At 65.9% G+C, this 16,346-nt stretch carries 15 protein-coding genes; 6 read left to right on the top strand and 9 right to left on the bottom strand.

What is annotated here, in order from left to right; all coding sequences use genetic code 11:
- Position 1: 1 nt before the first annotated feature.
- The 5 genes from ACP15H_RS01615 (at position 2) to ACP15H_RS01595 (ending at position 5,128) form a co-directional block, all read left to right on the top strand.
- A complete protein-coding gene (locus tag ACP15H_RS01615; RefSeq protein WP_425064479.1) occupies positions 2–943 on the top strand; it encodes an ABC transporter permease in 942 nt (313 codons plus the stop codon).
- 5 nt (positions 944–948) lie between these two features.
- Positions 949–1,836, top strand: coding sequence for an ABC transporter permease (locus tag ACP15H_RS01610; RefSeq protein ID WP_425064478.1), 888 nt, complete (start codon positions 949–951; stop codon positions 1,834–1,836).
- Positions 1,837–2,001: 165 nt separating this feature from the next.
- Positions 2,002–4,005 (top strand): FUSC family protein, encoded by a 2,004-nt coding sequence (locus ACP15H_RS01605; protein ID WP_425064477.1) that lies wholly within the window; start codon positions 2,002–2,004, stop codon positions 4,003–4,005.
- On the top strand, positions 4,002–4,217 hold the full coding sequence (locus ACP15H_RS01600; RefSeq protein WP_425064476.1) for a DUF1656 domain-containing protein: 216 nt from the start codon (positions 4,002–4,004) through the stop codon (positions 4,215–4,217). The genes ACP15H_RS01605 and ACP15H_RS01600 overlap by 4 nt, the downstream gene beginning before the upstream one ends.
- Positions 4,214–5,128, top strand: coding sequence for an efflux RND transporter periplasmic adaptor subunit (locus ACP15H_RS01595; protein WP_425064475.1), 915 nt, complete (start codon positions 4,214–4,216; stop codon positions 5,126–5,128). The genes ACP15H_RS01600 and ACP15H_RS01595 overlap by 4 nt, the downstream gene beginning before the upstream one ends.
- A gap of 43 nt (positions 5,129–5,171) precedes the next feature.
- Here the strand turns inward: ACP15H_RS01595 and ACP15H_RS01590 are convergent, their stop codons facing one another.
- From ACP15H_RS01590 to ACP15H_RS01575, 4 genes are all read right to left on the bottom strand, one after another.
- Positions 5,172–5,435, bottom strand: coding sequence for a hypothetical protein (locus ACP15H_RS01590; RefSeq protein WP_425064474.1), 264 nt, complete (start codon positions 5,433–5,435; stop codon positions 5,172–5,174).
- 144 nt (positions 5,436–5,579) lie between these two features.
- Entirely contained in the window at positions 5,580–6,146 is a 567-nt protein-coding gene (locus ACP15H_RS01585; RefSeq protein ID WP_425064473.1) for a GNAT family N-acetyltransferase, read from the bottom strand.
- A 14-nt stretch (positions 6,147–6,160) separates the two neighbouring features.
- A complete protein-coding gene (locus ACP15H_RS01580; protein ID WP_425064472.1) occupies positions 6,161–6,778 on the bottom strand; it encodes a GNAT family N-acetyltransferase in 618 nt (205 codons plus the stop codon).
- A gap of 1 nt (position 6,779) precedes the next feature.
- A complete protein-coding gene (locus ACP15H_RS01575) occupies positions 6,780–8,075 on the bottom strand; it encodes a hypothetical protein (protein ID WP_425064471.1) in 1,296 nt (431 codons plus the stop codon).
- 230 nt (positions 8,076–8,305) lie between these two features.
- Here ACP15H_RS01575 and ACP15H_RS01570 point away from each other — a divergent pair, with 230 nt between their 5' ends.
- Positions 8,306–9,268: a LysR family transcriptional regulator gene (locus tag ACP15H_RS01570; RefSeq protein WP_425064470.1), complete on the top strand. Its 963-nt coding sequence runs from the start codon at positions 8,306–8,308 to the stop codon at positions 9,266–9,268.
- On the opposite strand, the gene ACP15H_RS01565 is transcribed toward ACP15H_RS01570, so the two are convergent.
- Genes ACP15H_RS01565 through ACP15H_RS01545 form a run of 5 tightly spaced genes read right to left on the bottom strand, consistent with a single transcriptional unit; the run spans position 9,265 to position 16,273 of the window.
- Positions 9,265–9,690, bottom strand: a complete 426-nt coding sequence (locus ACP15H_RS01565; protein WP_425064469.1) for an HIT family protein — start codon at positions 9,688–9,690, stop codon at positions 9,265–9,267. The genes ACP15H_RS01570 and ACP15H_RS01565 overlap by 4 nt on opposite strands.
- Complete coding sequence (locus tag ACP15H_RS01560) at positions 9,690–10,619, bottom strand: ArgK/MeaB family GTPase (protein ID WP_425064468.1); 930 nt, start codon at positions 10,617–10,619, stop codon at positions 9,690–9,692. Before ACP15H_RS01560 ends, ACP15H_RS01565 begins: the two co-directional genes overlap by 1 nt.
- Positions 10,616–13,291 (bottom strand): pyruvate, phosphate dikinase, encoded by a 2,676-nt coding sequence (gene ppdK / locus ACP15H_RS01555; protein ID WP_425064467.1) that lies wholly within the window; start codon positions 13,289–13,291, stop codon positions 10,616–10,618. The genes ACP15H_RS01560 and ppdK overlap by 4 nt, the downstream gene beginning before the upstream one ends.
- Positions 13,292–13,293: 2 nt before the next feature.
- Positions 13,294–15,345, bottom strand: a complete 2,052-nt coding sequence (gene glyS / locus ACP15H_RS01550) for a glycine--tRNA ligase subunit beta (protein WP_425064466.1) — start codon at positions 15,343–15,345, stop codon at positions 13,294–13,296.
- Between the two features lies 1 nt (position 15,346).
- Entirely contained in the window at positions 15,347–16,273 is a 927-nt protein-coding gene (locus ACP15H_RS01545) for a glycine--tRNA ligase subunit alpha (protein WP_425069850.1), read from the bottom strand.
- Between the last annotated feature and the right edge of the window lie 73 nt (positions 16,274–16,346).

The raw sequence follows: 16,346 nt of genomic DNA, 5'->3' as shown, positions 1-16,346 counted from the left end.
CTTGCTGACCTTCCTCTCCCAGCGACTGCTGCAGATCATCCCGACGCTGATCCTGGTGTCGATGCTGATCTTCGGCCTGCAGCAGCTCCTGCCGGGTGACCCGGCGCTGATCATGGCGGGGGAGGAGCGCGATCCCAAGGTGCTCGAGGAAATCCGCGAGCAGTACCGGCTGAACGAGCCGATCCCGGTCCAGTATTTCTACTGGATCAAGGGCGTGCTCTCCGGGAACCTGGGCGAGTCGATGCGGCTCAAGAGTTCGGTGTCCTCGCTGGTCGCCGAGAAGCTGCCGGTCACCCTGCAGCTCGCGGCCATGGCGCTGATCGTGGCGCTGGGCATCGGCATCCCGGCCGGCATCATCTCGGCAGTGAAGAAGGACACCGCTTGGGATTATGGAGCCAACATCTTCGCGCTGTGGGGGCTCAGCACGCCCAATTTCTGGCTGGGCATCCTGATGATCTTCCTGTTCTCGGTGACGCTCGGCTGGTTACCGGCCTCGGGCTATGTCCGGCTGGGCGAGGACTGGCGCGCCAGCCTCGCCACGACGGTGATGCCGGCCTTCGTCCTGGGCAACGCCATCGCCGCCGTCCTGATGCGTCATACGCGCAGCGCCATGCTCCAGGCGATGGGCGCCGACTATGTGCGGACGGCCCGCGCCAAGGGCCTCTACGAGAGGCGCGTCGTGCTGAAGCATGCGCTGCGCAACGCCATGACACCCGTCATCACCCTGGGCGCCCTCGAATTCGGCACGCTCCTGTCGGGTGCCGTGCTGACCGAGCAGATCTTCACCATACCGGGCTTCGGCAAGCTGATCGTCGATTCGGTCTTCAACCGCGACTATGCGGTCGTGCAGGGCGTCGTGCTGGTGACGGCCACGACCTACATCGTGCTGAACCTGATCGCCGACGTGGCCTACGTGCTCGTCAATCCGCGTCTCCGGGGCTGACCGTCATGACTGCCGCCGCCGTCGCTCCCATTGTTGCCGCCGCAGACGCCCGCGAGGAAAACCCGTGGGCCCGCGCGTGGCGCCGGCTCAAGCGGCGCAAGGGCGCGATGTTCGGGCTGGTGGTCGTCGTGCTGTTCGTCCTGGTCGCGATCCTGGCGCCGCTGATCTCGCCCTATGATCCGATCGCCACCAGCTTCACCCAGGTTCGAAAGCCGCCCTCCTGGGCCCATTGGCTGGGCACCGACGAAGTCGGCCGGGACGTGCTCACCCGCATCATCTGGGGCGCCCGCGCGTCACTCAGCGCCGGGCTCGTGTCGGTGGGCATCGCGCTGGGCATCGGCGTGCCCCTCGGCCTGCTCGCGGGCTATGCCGGCGGCTGGGTCGATGCCGTCCTGTCGCGGATCGTCGACGCGATGCTGGCGATTCCGTTCCTGATCCTGGCGATCGCGCTGGCCGCCTTCCTCGGGCCGAGCCTGACCAACGCGATGATCGCCATCGGTGTCACCGCGACGCCTGTCTTCATCCGGCTGACCCGCGGCCAGACGATCGCCGCCAAGGTGGAGGATTATGTCGAGGCCGCACGCGCCGTCGGCAATCCGCACTGGCGAATCGCGCTGCGCCATGTCCTGCCCAACATCGTGCCGCCGCTTCTGGTGCAGGCCTCGCTCGCCATCGCCGGCGCGATCATCGCCGAGGCGGCGCTCTCGTTCCTGGGCCTCGGCCAGCAGCCGCCGTCGCCCTCGTGGGGAAGCATGCTGAACTCCGCCCAGCGCTTCATCGCTCAGGCGCCGTGGATGGCTTTTTGGCCGGGCTTCGCGATCTTCTTCGCCGTCCTGTCGTTCAACCTGCTGGGCGACGGTCTGCGCGACGCGCTCGATCCCCGGCACAAATAGCCCGGCGCCGGTCCGCCCTTCGGGGCGAGAGATCCCTATACGAAGGTATATCGACACCAGACGAAGAGGCATCGCCGGACAACCTTCGTAGTCTTGGCCGCTTGATGCCGTATCGGCGATGCTGGCGGCACCCGAGACACAGGCCGCGGCTTCGCTGGTTCGAGAATGCCCACACTCCTCTCACAAGCTCTTCGCGCTTCCGGTGCGCCACTTTTCTTCGGCTTGCGCCTCTGGGCTGCCGTCTGCCTCGCGCTGTTCGTCGCATTCTGGCTGGAGCTCGACAACGCGTCCTGGGCCGGGACGACGGCCGCCCTGGTCTGCCAACCGCGGCTGGGCGCCTCCATGCGGAACGGCTGGTTTCGCGTGGTCGGCACCGTGGTCGGCGCCGCGGCCATCGTCCTGCTCTCGGCTGCCTTCCCGCAGGATCGCGCCGCCTTCCTGATCGGACTGGCGCTCCTCTGCGGCGCATCTGCCTTCGTGGCCGCGCAGCTCGGCAATGCGTCGGCGCTCTCGGCGTCCCTGGTCGGCGCGACGGCGGCCATCGTCGCGGGCGCCGAACTCGGCGCCGTCGGCGGGCCAAATGGCCAGGCCTTCATGCTGGCGGTCGGCAGAGCGACCGAAATCTGCATCGGAGTCGTCGCAGCGGGCATCGTTCTGGCTTCGACTCATGTCGGCGTGGCGTCGCATCGACTGCTGGAGCAGATCTCCGGCATCGCCGACGAGATCCGGTCTCACGTGTCGAACATGCTGGCAAATGCCGGGGGTGCGCTTCCCGATTCCCAGATGGTGCGGCGCGATCTCGCCCGCAGGGTCATAGGCCTGAATGCGCAGATCGACGAGGCCATCGGCGAATCGTGGCAGGTCCGCTACAACGCCCCCCTGCTGCGAAGAGCCCTGGAAGGTCTGCTTCAGGCACTCATGAGCTGGCGCATTCTTGCTCTGCGCCTCTCCGCCCTGCCGAGCGATGTCGCGGGCCGGCAGGCGGGGCTGATTCTCCGGCTGGCGCCACCGTTCGCCCTGGCGGGCGCTCAGCCTCAGGCTGCGGCGGCCGCGAGCCCAGCTCGACCCGCGTATGCCGCTGCCGCGCGCGCGCTGCTTCGCGAACCGGCTTCCAGCCCGTCCATGAGGCTGCTCGCGGACGAAACAGCCAGGATCCTGGCGGGCTTCTGCCGGATGCTCGACGGTCTTTCCCTGCTGCGCGACGGACGGGTACCCGTCATCTCGACACGCACGCGCCGAAGGGCTTCATCGGATATGCTGCCGGGGCTGATTGCAGCCCTGCGCTCCTTCTCCGTGGTCCTGATCGCGGCGGCCCTCTGGATTGCCACGGCATGGCCGAACGGATCGACGGCGATCGTCTGGGCGGCGCTGGCAACGGTCATCTTCGCGGCCGCCGGCGACGAGTCCTTCACCCGCGTGTCGGGCTGGGCGCTCGGAACGGGAATGGCCGCGGGGTTCGCGGCGGTAACGGCGTTCGCCGTTCTCCCGAACGTCCACAGCTTTGTTGGATTGAGCCTCATCCTCGGACTCTATCTGGTCCCGGCGGGCGCGCTCAGTTACCTGCCGTTGAAGCCGGCCATGTTTGGAGCGATGGCGACACTCTTCGTGCCGCTGCTCAACCCCGAAAACCAGATGTCCTACGACACGCTGCAATTCTACAACGCGGCGATGGCGGTCGTGGTCGGTTGCTGCATCGGCGCGATGTCCTACCTGATCCTTCCTCCGGTTTCGCCGGCCATCCGGACCCGCAGGCTTCTCCGCCTCACCCTCCGAGACTTTCGGTCGCTCTGCCGCCCCGACGCGAACGCGTCGCGCGACGACTGGGAATCTCTGATGTACGGCAGACTCGCCGCCATCCCGGATTCGGCGACACCGCAGCAACGCTCCGAGATTCTGGCCGCACTCTCGCTCGGCCTCACCCTGATCCAGCTGCGGCGCACGCTTCGCTCCGGCCCGTTGAAATCCGAACTGGGGGCCGCCTTGGCCCCGCTCGCTCACGGGGATGTCATGGTTGCGCGCGATGGTCTCCAGCGGATCGACATGGCTCTTGCGAGACGGGCCTCAGCGCTTGGACGCGCGCCCGCCGATCGCACGCGCGGACTGCTGCAGGTGATGGACGACGGTCTGGCGCAGCATGCCACCTACTTTACCGGAGGATCTCTCCAATGACATTCAGCGAAGTGAACATCTTCGGGGTCTATGTCGCGCCCATATCGGTGATGATGCTCATAGCATGGCTGGCGACCCTCCTCGTGCGCTGGTTGTTGATGGCAGGCGGCCTCTTGCGCCACGTCTGGCATCCTTCCCTTTTCGCCTTCGCGCTTTTTCTCATCGTCCTGTCGCTCATGGTCCTGAGCGCCCCTCTGGTGCGGGGGGCATGATGCCGACACGCTTCACACAGCTCGTTCGCATCGGTGCAACACTCGTTGTTGTGGCGGTCGCGGCGGCACTGTCCTGGGCGATGTGGCGGGAGTACATGGGCACGCCCTGGACGCGCGATGGCGTGGTTCGCAGCTATGTCGTGACGATGGCTCCACAGGTAGCCGGGCAGATCGTCAACGTGGCGGCCCGGGACAACCAGTTCGTGCACAAGGGCGATGTGCTCGTCACCATCGATCCGACCAACTACCGGATCGCCGTGGAACTGGCCGAGGCTGCCGTGAAGCAGGCCGAGGTGAACGCGCAGAATGCGAATACCCAGTCGGATCGGCGCGCAAGGTTGAGCGCAGAGGCCGTTTCGAAAGAGGAGCAGCAGACCTTCGCAACCCGTGCCCTGGCCAACCAGGCCCAGTACCAGCAGGCGATCGCCAATCTCCAGCAGGCGAAGATCAATCTCGAACGGACACAGATCAGATCGCCGGTGGACGGGTGGGTCACCAATCTGCTCGTTCAGCTCGGCGACTATGCCACCACCGGCGTCAACGTCGTATCGGTCGTCGATGCCAACTCATTCTGGGTCGACGCCTATTTCGAGGAGCCGCAGCTTGCGCGCATTCGAGAGGGCGCCCCGGCTCGCATGCAATTGATGGGCTACGACAAGCTCATGCTCGGTGAGGTGGAAAGCGTCGCGCGAGGGATCAATGTCGCAAATGCGAAGCCGGACCAACTTGGTCTTGCGATCGTCAACCCGATCTTCACCTGGGTTCGGCTGGCCCAGCGGGTACCGGTACGCATCCGCATATCGCACGTCCCGCACGGAGTTCTGCTCGTTGCAGGGCTTACGGTGACGGTCGAAGTCGAATCGTCGTCGCCCGATGGTGCCCGGCGCGACCAGAGCGGCGGTTCGAAGTAAGATCGATAAGCGAGGGGCGTCCGGCGTCGGCGCCCGAAAGCTTCTAGTTGGGCCGCGAGGTATCCACGAGGGTGAAGGCCGGCACGCCGCTGGTAAGCGTCGTGACCCTTTCTTCGACGAGGAGCTGAGATACCGCGAGGAAATGCACCAGCTCGCCGTCGCCCAGCCGCTCGGCCTCCTCGATCATTTCCCGCACCCCATGCCACACGCGAAACAATGCCGCCGCCCGCTGCTTCTCGGAAAGCGGCGCACGTCCGCGCCGCCGCCGACTACTCGGTTCGACGATGATCTCGAAGGCATCCGTCATGTTTTACCCGCCTGGCATCCCACGTTCGGGACGTCGCTCCCCTGCCCCCGGCGAATCGCCGGACGTTGCAGCCTACCCGAAAAAAGCGGGCTGGCGAGAGCGATCCGGCACAAATGTCCCTCCGACCTTAGTGGGGGCGACCGCTCAGCGGCGATCACCGCCCACCGGCAGGCCCGACGCATCGACCTGCGGCTCGTTGCGCAGGACGACCTGGTCGGGCGCCCCGGCCTCCGGCAACGGCTTGCTCGGATCGACCGGCCGAACCATCGCCACGAGACGCTTCGGGCCCTTGCCGGAATCGTCGGGATCCAGGCGGCGCCAGCCGTGCTTTTCCCAGTATTTCACGTCCTGCGGCAGCGACTGGGTGTAGAGCGTGTTGGCGCCGCGGCTTTCCGCGAGCTGGCTGCAGCGCTCGATGAGCAGCTGGCCGATGCCGTTGCCACGAAAGCGCTGCATCACCGCCAGCCGCTCGGGCATGGCAAAGGATTTGAACCAGCGCAGCCGAACGGCGCCCACAGGCTCTTCGCCGAGACAGGCGAGGATGTGGGTGGCCCCGAAATCGTGTCCGTCGAACTCCTCCGAGTAGGGGATGTCCTGTTCGCCGATGAAGCAGGCGGCGCGGACGGCAAAGGCCTGCAACGAATCTTCCATCTTCATCGCAAGCTTGATGGTCACGGCCTGGCCGCCGACCGAAATCGTCTTGTCGTTCATCTGCGTCACTCCCTTCAGCTCGCGCGCCGCTCGGTCCAACCCGCATGGGGATTGGAGGCACCCCGCTCCATCGACTCTTCCAGGATGCCCGGCGAGTCCAGCTGATCCTCCGGACGGTTCAGCACCATCGGATCGGTCGTTACACTCGGGGCATCCTCTCCGACATCGAGGTCGCACGCGAACGCACCGTACTCGTGGTCGGAGAAGTGGAACACCTTGTCGTCGACCTTGCGGAACCCGTCCTTCTCGAAGATCGGCCACAGGCGCCGCTGACCATGCAGGTAGGCCTTGGGGTAACCCTTCTTGCGGCAGAATTCCTTGGCCCAGTGAACGAAGGGCAGGAACAGCCCGTACGACCGGTAGCGCTTCAGGATGATGGCCCGCTCGAGCTTGGCGAAGCCCGAAAACCAGCGCACTCGAATGGACGCGGCCGGCTCGCCGTCGAAATACAGGATGAGATGACTGGCCGTGTAGTCGTTGCCGTCATACTCCTCCCAGTAGGGGCATTGCTGCTCGCCCATGAACACGGCGGCGCGCAGCATGAAGCACTGCATCATCTCGTCGGACGTCGATGCAAGCTTGATCGTGATCTCGGGCCGGTTGCCCAGGTCTGCGGTCGGTTGTTCGGTCATCTCAGTTCCCCTCGGTCAAAACGCCGTTGTCATTGCGGAAGGTTCGGCCTCCCGCCGAAACTATCGGAAGATTCTGTGAAATCTGGTCAAGAACATCGGTCACGATCGGAGGCGTCATGCCCTTTGCGCCACGGCGGATTGCGGTTGCCGAAACCTGGTCGCGACGCAGGATGCACCAGGGATAGATCCAGCCGCATTCGTCGGCGATCTGGCGGACCAACATGCCGCCGAAGTCCGTGCCATGGATGACGTGCAGCCGAACGCCCCGATGACGCCGCTTGATCTCGGCGATCACGCCCTGAAAGCCCTTGCCGTAGTAGATGTCGGAGTACACCGCGACCTCGACCTTGTCGGCCATGCCGGCCTCCGCCAGCGCAAGCTCGATCAACGCCACGCGCGTCTCCGGCGGCAGGAAGACGTTGCCTGTCGGAAAGTAGTCGACGTTGGAATCGGCCTTGTCGGTCTTCTCGTAGATCTGGAAACCGTCCTTCAGCCGGCCGACGCGAATCTCTCCCTTGCGGAAGGCATCGACGTGCAGTTTCGGAATCAGGACGGGATGGATGATAACCTTGTCCAGGCCACGCTGCTCGATGGCCTTCCGGAGCAAGGCGAGATGGCTGTTGTGGAAGGGATTGTACGTGCCGAAGAACAGCCCGATGCCGCCCTTCGGCGCCGCCACCGAGCGGATGTCCGACAGCAGGCCGACCACGAACAAGGCACCCCCCAGGCCGAACCCCACGAACAGGAAGCCCTCGCGGGCCCCCGGCACGCCTGCCGTGCCCAGCGCGGCCAGGGTGACGTTGATTAGGATCCCCACCAAGGTGTTGCGATTCGCGTCGCCTATGCCTCGCGCGACGAGATAGCCGCCGAGATACTGCGTGCCCTGTGACGCCAGGGTCGTGACGAGCGCCGCGCCGGCAATACCGCCCACGGACGCCATCCCAAGCTGGTTGAGCGCACCCCCCCATAACATCAGCCAGAACATCACCAGGTTGAACGCCAACTGCGGGATGAACCGCCCAAGCCGGCCGGCCGTGACAAAGCCGAACTGGTTGTTGGCCCATAGTTCAGCCTTGTTACTGAGCTTGGCGTAGCTCGGCAGGAATACCCCGACGAAGATTGACACGCAGATCAGCACGGGGTTAGCCCAACTGCCGTGCGCGTACGCATAGCTCAAGTATGTTAAAAGTCCGCCAAAGGCGGCCATACGCGTCGAGGGACTGCGCAGATAACGGCTGATTTTGGCGGCGCGAACACCGTCCGGCGTTGATTTTCCGTCAGAGCCGATAGCGGCCACGGGCAGCACTCCTGTCTCGTTGCGAGCGACAATCCGGATACATACAACCGAAAAATCGACCCGCGAATACGTGAACTGGAGGTGCCGAAGGGTCCGTAGCGGTCCGAGGAGCGGCCTAACCCCCTAAAAATATGACAGAAACCGACATTTCACTGATAATGGTGTAGGGTAAATCACCGCGCCGTCGTCAGATATGCGTGGGCGCAACTCTAATTGTATCGATTGTCGCCATGGTCATCCCTCCTCCGCGCAAGAACAAGGTGCCGAACATCCTCGGCGACTGGGACGATGTGCGTTTCTTCCTCGCAGTTGCGAAGACAGGAAGCTTCAGCGCGGCCGCCACCCAGTTGAACACCAAGCAGACGACCGTCGGGCGCCGGATTCAGGCGCTTGAGCGTCGCCTGGGTGCCAAGTTGTTCGACCGTCATCGCCACGGCATGGAAGTCACGCCCGCCGCCCGCGGCGTGCTCGCTCAGGCCGAATCGATGATGTCCAACGCCACGGCGATCGAACGGCACCTCGCCGGGCTGGACCGCGAGATGGCGGGAATCGTTCGCATCGCCGCCACGGAGGGCATTGCCGCCCACTGGCTGGTGCCGCGCCTCGGCGTGCTGCGCCGCACCCATCCCGACATCATCGTGCAGGTGATCGCCGGCGACCAGGTACTGGACCTCGCCACCCGCCAGGCCGACCTCGCCATCCGCTTCTTCCGTCCGACCTCGAACCAGCTGGTCGCGGCGCGCGTCGGGCAGGTCAACATGTCGATCTTCGCCGCGCCGTCCTACATCGAGCAGTATGGCCTGCCGCAGACGCTGGACGACATTCGCGATCACCATATCGTCGACCACACCACGCTGCACAGCCTGCCGGCCATGAAGCCGTGGAGCGAGGTGGTCGAGCGCAGCACCTCGGTGGTCCTGCGCACCAACTCCTCCTATGCCGCCATGGAAGCGGTACAGACCGGATACGGCATCTCGGTGTTTCCCGACTATATCGCCAAGTCGTCGAACCTCGTCGCCGCACCGATCGATCTCAGGATCGTCCGCGACATCTGGCTGGTCAGCCACGAAGAGACCAACAAGGGCGCGCGCATCCGCACCGTGATCGACTATGTGCGCGACCAGTTCCGCCAGGACGAGCGCGAGTGGTTTTCCACGACGCCGCGCAGCAGCCGGTCGATGGCGGCGGCCTAGAGAGCAGCCTTCAATCTCGCGCAGATCGCCTCGATCTCGGCCCTGTCGCCGGGCATGTAGGTCCAATTGAGCCGGACCTTGTCGCCGGGATAGCGCGGCAGGATGTGGACGTGGAGATGGGGCACGCTTTGCCCGGCTCCCACACCGTTGGACTGCAGCAGGTTGACGCCGCTCGGGTCGAGCGCGGTCATCGCGGCCTTCGCCACGCGTTGCGCCGTCCTTGCGACGTCAGCCAGGATCTCAGCTGGAATGACGTCGATGGTCGGCCAGTGGCCCTTGGCGACGGCCAGCGCATGGCCGGGATTGACCGGGTTGATGTCCATGAAGGCGATGGTCGCCTCGTCCTCGAACAGCTTGAAGCAGGGGATCTGCCCCGCCACGATCTTGCAGAAGATGCAGCTTTCGTCGGTCGGAAGGCTCATCACGGTCTCTCCAGGGCGACGCCGAGTTCGCGCAGCCGCTGAAAGGGCTGCATGCCGGGTGCCAGCGCCAGATCAAGCCCCAGCCGGCCGAGTCTGGCAATGCCGTCGCGGCCGAACCGGTCGCGCAGCGACTGGGCGACCCAGCCTTCGCTCTGTTGATGACGCGCCACCGCCAATCGCCCCTCTGCCGCCAGGTAATCCCTATGCGCCTCGAGCGCCTCCATGAGCCGGTCGACGCCTGCACCGCTGCGCGAAGACGCAGCCAGCACCTTCACCGTCCAGTCGCTGCCGCCTGCCGTAGCGAGGGACAGCGCGCCCGCCACATCGGCGCGTGCCCGTTCGGCCGGCGCGCCCATGTCGGCCTTGGTGACGACGACCAGGTGCGGGATCTCGACGATGCCCGCCTTCATGAACTGCAGCGAATCCCCCGATCCCGGCTGAACGCAGAACAGCACCGTGTCGGCCACGCCTGCCACGTCGGTCTCGGACTGGCCGACGCCAACGGTCTCTATCAGCACGCGATCGAAAAGCGCCCGCATGAGGACCATGGCCGCCACCGTCTGGTCGGCCAGCCCCCCCAGCCGATCCCGCGCGGCCATCGAGCGCACGAAGCTGCCCTCGTCCGACGCGTCATGGGCGATGCGCACGCGGTCGCCCAGGAGAGCGCCGCCGCTCGTCCGCGACGAGGGGTCGACGGCGATTACGCCGACGGTCTTGCCAGACCGCCGCCATGCAGCAACCACCGCTGCGCAAAGTGAGGATTTGCCGACTCCCGGCGGACCGGTGACGCCCACGACATGGGCCCGCGGTTCGCGCCAGGCTGCGTCGAGCAGCGCCTGCGACGTCGCGCTTTCCGGATCGCGCTCCAGGCCGGCAAGAGCGGCGGCCAGCGCCCGCTTGCCGTCCGTGCGGAGCGCCGCCAGCGTCATTCGGTCTTGAGCGGCCCGCCCAGCGCCGCCTGCGCCGCCGCCAGCCGCGCGATCGGCACGCGGTAGGGCGAACAGGAGACATAGTCGAGACCGGCCTTGTGGCAGAAGAACACCGAGGCCGGATCGCCGCCATGCTCGCCGCAGATGCCCAGCTTCAGGCTGTTGCGGACCTTGCGGCCGCGCTCCGTGGCGATCTCGATCAGCTCGCCCACGCCCTCGACGTCGAGCGAGGCGAACGGATCGTGCTCGAAGATCCCACGCTGCTGGTACTTCTCCAGGAACGAAGCGGAGTCGTCGCGGCTCAGGCCGAAGGTGGTCTGGGTCAGGTCGTTGGTGCCGAACGAGAAGAACTCGGCCGACTCGGCGATGTCGCCGGCCCGCAGCGCCGCGCGCGGCAGCTCGATCATGGTGCCGACCAGATATTCGAGCTTCTGGCCCGACGAGCTGCTCACTTCCTCGGCGACTTGGTCGATCACGACCTTCATCAGGTCGAGTTCCTTCTTGGTCGCCACCAGCGGGATCATGATTTCCGGGATGACGGTCTTGCCCGCCTTCTTCTGGACTTCCGCAACGGCCTCGAAGATGGCGCGGGCCTGCATCTCGTAGATCTCGGGATAGGAGATGCCCAGGCGCACGCCGCGATGGCCGAGCATGGGATTGAACTCATGCAGCTTGTTGGCGCGCTCCTCGATTTCCTTCACGTCGACGCCGAGGTCCTTGGCCACGACCTCCATCTCTGCTGCCGTCTTCGGCAGGAATTCGTGCAGCGGCGGGTCCAGCAGGCGGATCGTGACGGGGAGGCCCGCCATGATCTCGAACAGCTCGACGAAATCCTGGCGCTGCATCGGCTGGATCTTCGCGAGCGCCGCGCGCCGGCTCTTCTCGTCGTCGGCCAGGATCATCTCGCGTACCGCCACGATGCGATCGCCTTCGAAGAACATGTGCTCGGTGCGGCAGAGCCCGATGCCCTCGGCGCCGAACTTGCGCGCCTGCGCGGCGTCGGTCGGCGTCTCGGCATTGGTGCGGATGCCGAGCTTGCGGAACTCGTCGGCCCATTCCATGAGCTGGGAGAAGTCGCCGCTGAGCTCGGGCTGTACCGTCGGCACGACGCCGAGAATGATCTCGCCGGTGCTACCGTCGAGCGTGATGGTGTCGCCGGACTTCACCACCGTGCCGCGCACGCTGAGCGTGCCGGCCTTGCCGTCGATGCGCACGTCTCCGGCGCCCGCGACGCAGGGCTTGCCCATGCCGCGCGCGACCACGGCGGCGTGGCTGGTCATGCCGCCGGTCGAGGTCAGGATGCCCTCCGCGGCGTGCATGCCATGGATGTCTTCCGGGCTGGTCTCGCGGCGCACCAGGATCACCTTCTCGCCCGCGCGCGCCTGCTTCTCGGCATCGTCGGCGGTGAACACGACCTTGCCCGAGGCCGCACCCGGCGACGCCGGCAGGCCCTTGGCGATCACCTTGCGGGCCGCCTTCGGATCGAGCGTCGGATGCAGGAGCTGGTCGAGCGATGCCGGCACGATGCGCGACACGGCCTCGCGCTTGTCGATCAATCCCTCGTGCACCATGTCGACGGCGATCTTGAGGGCCGCCTTCGCAGTGCGTTTGCCGTTGCGCGTCTGCAGCATGTAGAGCTTGCCGCGCTGGACGGTGAACTCGATGTCCTGCATGTCGTGATAGTGCTGCTCGAGCCGCTGGCGCACGCTGTCGAGCTGCTTGAACACTTCCGGCATGACCTCTTCCATGGCCGGCGCATCGGACTTCTGGGCTAGCTTGCCCTGCACGGTGAGGTGCTGCGGCGTGCGGATGCCCGCGACCACGTCCTCGCCCTGCGCGTTCACAAGGTACTCGCCGTAGAACAGGTTGGTGCCGGTCGACGGATCGCGCGTGAAGGCGACGCCGGTGGCGCAATCCTCGCCCATGTTGCCGAAGACCATGGCCTGCACGTTGACCGCGGTGCCCCAGCTCTCGGGGATCGCATGCAGGCGACGGTAGGTGATCGCCCGCTGGTTCATCCACGACTCGAACACCGCACCGACGGCACCCCACAGCTGCTCGCGCGGTTCCTGGGGGAACGGCCTGCCGGTGCGCTTCTCCACCAGCTTCTTGTACTCGGCCACGATCGCCCGCCAGTCGGCGGCCTTCAGCTCGGTGTCCATGGAGACGCCGAGATCCTCTTTCTTGATCTCCAGCGCTTCCTCGAAATAGTGATGGCCGACGTCGAGCACGACGTTGGAGTACATCTGGATGAAGCGGCGGTAGCTGTCCCAGGCGAAGCGCTCGTCGCCCGACGAGTTGGCGAGTCCCAGGACGGTCTTGTCGTTGAGGCCGAGGTTCAGCACCGTGTCCATCATGCCCGGCATCGAGGCCCGGGCGCCGGATCGGACCGAGACCAGGAGCGGATTGGCCGGATCACCGAACTTCGTGCCGACGACCCTCTCGACCTCGGCAAGCGCCTTCTCCACCTCGTCGTTTAGCTCGGGCGGGTAGGTCTTCTTGTTGTCGTAGAAGTGGGTGCAGAGCTCGGTAGTGATGGTGAAGCCCGGCGGCACCGGGAGCCCGAGGCTCGACATCTCGGCCAGGTTGGCGCCCTTGCCACCCAGCAGATTGCGCATGTCGGCACGGCCTTCGGCCTTGCCGTCCCCGAAACTGTAGACCCACTTGGCCATTCTTAGCCCTCGATCTTCGAAAAATCGGCCACCGCATCCATGGTGGCTCGAATCTGGTTGAGCAGTTTCAGCCTGTTCAAGCGAACCTCCGGCCTGTCCGTCACGTTTACAGTGACCTTGTCGAACAGGGCGTCGATCGGCCCGCGCAGGCCCGCGAAGGCCGCCATGGCGCCCGCGAAATCCTCGGCGGCGAGCGCCGGTTTCACCGCGCGCGCCACCTGGTCCAAGGCGGAAGCAACGGTTTTCTCCTCAGCTTGTTCCAGCAGAGCGGCATCGGGCGCGCCGGCGATCTTCGCCGCGAGGCCCTTGTCCTTCTTCTCCTCGGCCCGAACGATATTGGCCGCTCGGCCATAGGCGGTGAGCAGGTTCCGGCCGGCCTCGGTGCCGAGGAAATCCTGCAATGCCTCGACCCGCGCCAGCAGCCGGACGAGATCGTCTTCGCCGCCCAGCGAGACGACGGCGTCCACCACGTCGTGGCGGACCCCCTTCTCGCGCATCTGCACCTTGAGGCGCTCGGCAAAGAAGGCCAGCAGGTCATCGGCCTTGAGGAACGGCCTGAGCGGCAGCCGAAGCTTGTTCTCGACCACGATCCGGATGATTCCCAGCGCCGCGCGGCGCAGCGCGAAGGGATCGCGCGAGCCCGTGGGCTTCTCACCGATCGCCCAGAACGAGGTCAGCGCATCGAGCTTGTCGGCGAGCGCGACGGCGATCGACACCGGCGCCGTGGGGCAGCGGTCGTTGGGCCCGGCCGGCGCATAGTGGTCACCAATGGCGTCGGCGACGGCCGCCGGCAGCTTCTCGCTCAGGGCATAGTAACGACCCATCACGCCCTGCAGCTCGGGGAACTCGCCCACCATGCCGCTCACGAGATCGGTCTTGCACAGCCGCGCGGCCTGCTCCACGGCCGCGGCATCGGCGCCGGGAACCGATTTCGCGATCTCGGCGGCCAGCGCGACGATGCGCTCGACCCGCTCGGCCTGGGTGCCGAGCTTGGCGTGGAACACGACCTGCTTCAGCGACGGCAGGCGGCTTTCCAGCGTCGTCTTGCGGTCCTGATCCCAGAAGAACTTCGCGTCGGCCAGTCGACCGCGCAGGACGCGCTCGTTGCCGGCGACGATCGTCTTGCCGCCGTCGCGCGCCACGTTGTTCGCCACCACGACGAAACGGTTGGCCAGGCTGCCGTCGGCCTTGGCCGTGGTGAAGAAGCGCAAATGCACCTTCATCGAGACGATCAGCACTTCTGGCGGCACATCCATGAACTGGGCGTCGATGGCGCCCAGCATCGGCACCGGCCATTCGGTCAGGCCGGCCACCTCTTCGAGCAGGCCCTCGTCCTCGTTCAGCTTGATCTGAGCTTCCGCGCAGAGCCTGCGCGCGCCCTCGAGGATGATCGCCTTGCGTTCTGCAGCGTCCAGGACCACATGCGCGCCCCGCAGCTTGGCGGCGTAGTCGGCGAAGCTCGCGACCTCGAACGTGCCCTTGGACAGGAAGCGATGGCCGCGCGTCGCGGCGCCAAAGGCGATCGGCGCCATGTGGCCGCCCGGTGACACCTCGCCTTCCAGCACCTTGCCGTCGAACAGCGCAACGATGGACTGGAGCGGCCTGACCCAGTGCATGGTGCCGCTGCCCCACTTCATCGACTTGGGCCAGGGCAATGCTTTCAGGGCGGCATCGATCACCGCTCCGAGAGCGTCGGCCGTCGGCCCACCCTTCTTCGTGATCACGGCGAACCAGAACTCACCCTTGCCGGTGTCGCGCTTCTCGGCCTGGTCGAGCGAGGCCAGGCCCGCGCCCTTGAGGAAGCCCTGCACAGCCTGGTCGGGCGCACCGACGCGCGGCCCGCGCTTTTCTTCGCTGACATCATCCCGGACGGCCGGGATGCCCTCGACCACCAGCGCGAGGCGCCGCGGCGTCGCGAAGGCCTGGGCGTTCTCGAAGCCGATGCCCGCGCCCTTCAGCCCGTCACAGATCAAGCGCTTCAGATCTTCCGCCGCACGCGTCTGCATGCGCGCCGGAATTTCCTCGGACAGCAGTTCAAGAAGCAACTCGGCCATCTCAGGCAGCCCCTTCGACGCTCAGGGCAGGCTTCGTTTGCGTCGCCAGCCACGCTTCGCAGCAGGCCTTGGCGAGTTCGCGGACGCGCAGGATGTAGCTCTGCCGCTCCGCCACGCTGATCACGCCGCGGGCATCGAGCAGGTTGAAGGCATGCGAAGCCTTGATGCACTGCTCGTAGGCCGGCAGCGGCAGTTTCTTCTCGACGAGACGGCCGCTTTCCTTTTCGGCGTCTGCGAAGTGGCGGAACAGCATCTCGGTGTCGGCATGCTCGAAATTGTAGGCCGACTGCTCCCGCTCGTTCTGCAGGAACACGTCGCCGTAGGTCAGCGGCACGTCGGAATCGGCGCGATTGTACGGAAGCTCGTAGACCGACTTCTTGTCGAACAGGTACATCGCCAGCCGCTCGAGACCGTAGGTGATCTCGCCCGCCACCAGATCGACCTCGATGCCGCCCACCTGCTGGAAGTAGGTGAACTGCGTGATCTCCATGCCGTCGCACCAGACTTCCCAGCCCAGGCCCCAGGCGCCCAGGGTCGGGCTCTCCCAGTCATCCTCGACAAAGCGGATGTCGTGCAGCGTCGTGTCGATGCCGATCACCTGGAGCGAGCCCAGGTAGCGCTCGAGGATATCGGGCGGCGACGGCTTCAGGATGGCCTGGAACTGATAATAGTGCTGCAGCCGCATCGGGTTCTCGCCGTAGCGGCCGTCGCCAGGACGGCGCGACGGTTGCACATAGGCCGCGTACCAGGGCTTCGGCCCGAGCGCGCGCAGCGTCGTCGCGGTGTGGAACGTACCGGCGCCCATCTCCATGTCGAAGGGCTGGAGAATCAGGCAGCCCTGGGCCGCCCAATAATCCTGCAGGGTCAGAATCAGTTCCTGAAAGCACGTCGGCTTCCCGCGTGCTGCTGAGGGGTTCGACACCGGTATTCCCCGAAGCTCTAAAGGCCTTGTATTTCCGCAACTTATGGCCGTTTTTGCGGTGCGGCAAAATAGGTTCCGG

It is taken from the genome of Reyranella sp. (genome assembly GCF_965249915.1).
In the GTDB taxonomy this organism is placed as follows: domain Bacteria; phylum Pseudomonadota; class Alphaproteobacteria; order Reyranellales; family Reyranellaceae; genus Reyranella.
The sequence above is the reverse complement of the archived record's forward strand: the minus strand, read 5'-3'. Positions and strand labels throughout refer to the sequence as shown.

Bases quoted from the DNA above. Each gene is read 5' to 3' on its own strand.
- ACP15H_RS01610 (WP_425064478.1), top strand. From the start codon at position 949: ATGACTGCCGCCGCCGTCGCTCCCATTGTTGCCGCCGCAGACGCCCGC.
- ACP15H_RS01605 (WP_425064477.1), top strand. From the start codon at position 2,002: ATGCCCACACTCCTCTCACAAGCTCTTCGCGCTTCCGGTGCGCCACTT.
- ACP15H_RS01600 (WP_425064476.1), top strand. From the start codon at position 4,002: ATGACATTCAGCGAAGTGAACATCTTCGGGGTCTATGTCGCGCCCATA.
- ACP15H_RS01595 (WP_425064475.1), top strand. From the start codon at position 4,214: ATGATGCCGACACGCTTCACACAGCTCGTTCGCATCGGTGCAACACTC.
- ACP15H_RS01590 (WP_425064474.1), bottom strand. From the start codon at position 5,435: ATGACGGATGCCTTCGAGATCATCGTCGAACCGAGTAGTCGGCGGCGG.
- ACP15H_RS01585 (WP_425064473.1), bottom strand. From the start codon at position 6,146: ATGAACGACAAGACGATTTCGGTCGGCGGCCAGGCCGTGACCATCAAG.
- ACP15H_RS01580 (WP_425064472.1), bottom strand. From the start codon at position 6,778: ATGACCGAACAACCGACCGCAGACCTGGGCAACCGGCCCGAGATCACG.
- ACP15H_RS01570 (WP_425064470.1), top strand. From the start codon at position 8,306: ATGGTCATCCCTCCTCCGCGCAAGAACAAGGTGCCGAACATCCTCGGC.
- ACP15H_RS01565 (WP_425064469.1), bottom strand. From the start codon at position 9,690: ATGAGCCTTCCGACCGACGAAAGCTGCATCTTCTGCAAGATCGTGGCG.
- ACP15H_RS01560 (WP_425064468.1), bottom strand. From the start codon at position 10,619: ATGACGCTGGCGGCGCTCCGCACGGACGGCAAGCGGGCGCTGGCCGCC.
- ppdK (WP_425064467.1), bottom strand. From the start codon at position 13,291: ATGGCCAAGTGGGTCTACAGTTTCGGGGACGGCAAGGCCGAAGGCCGT.
- glyS (WP_425064466.1), bottom strand. From the start codon at position 15,345: ATGGCCGAGTTGCTTCTTGAACTGCTGTCCGAGGAAATTCCGGCGCGC.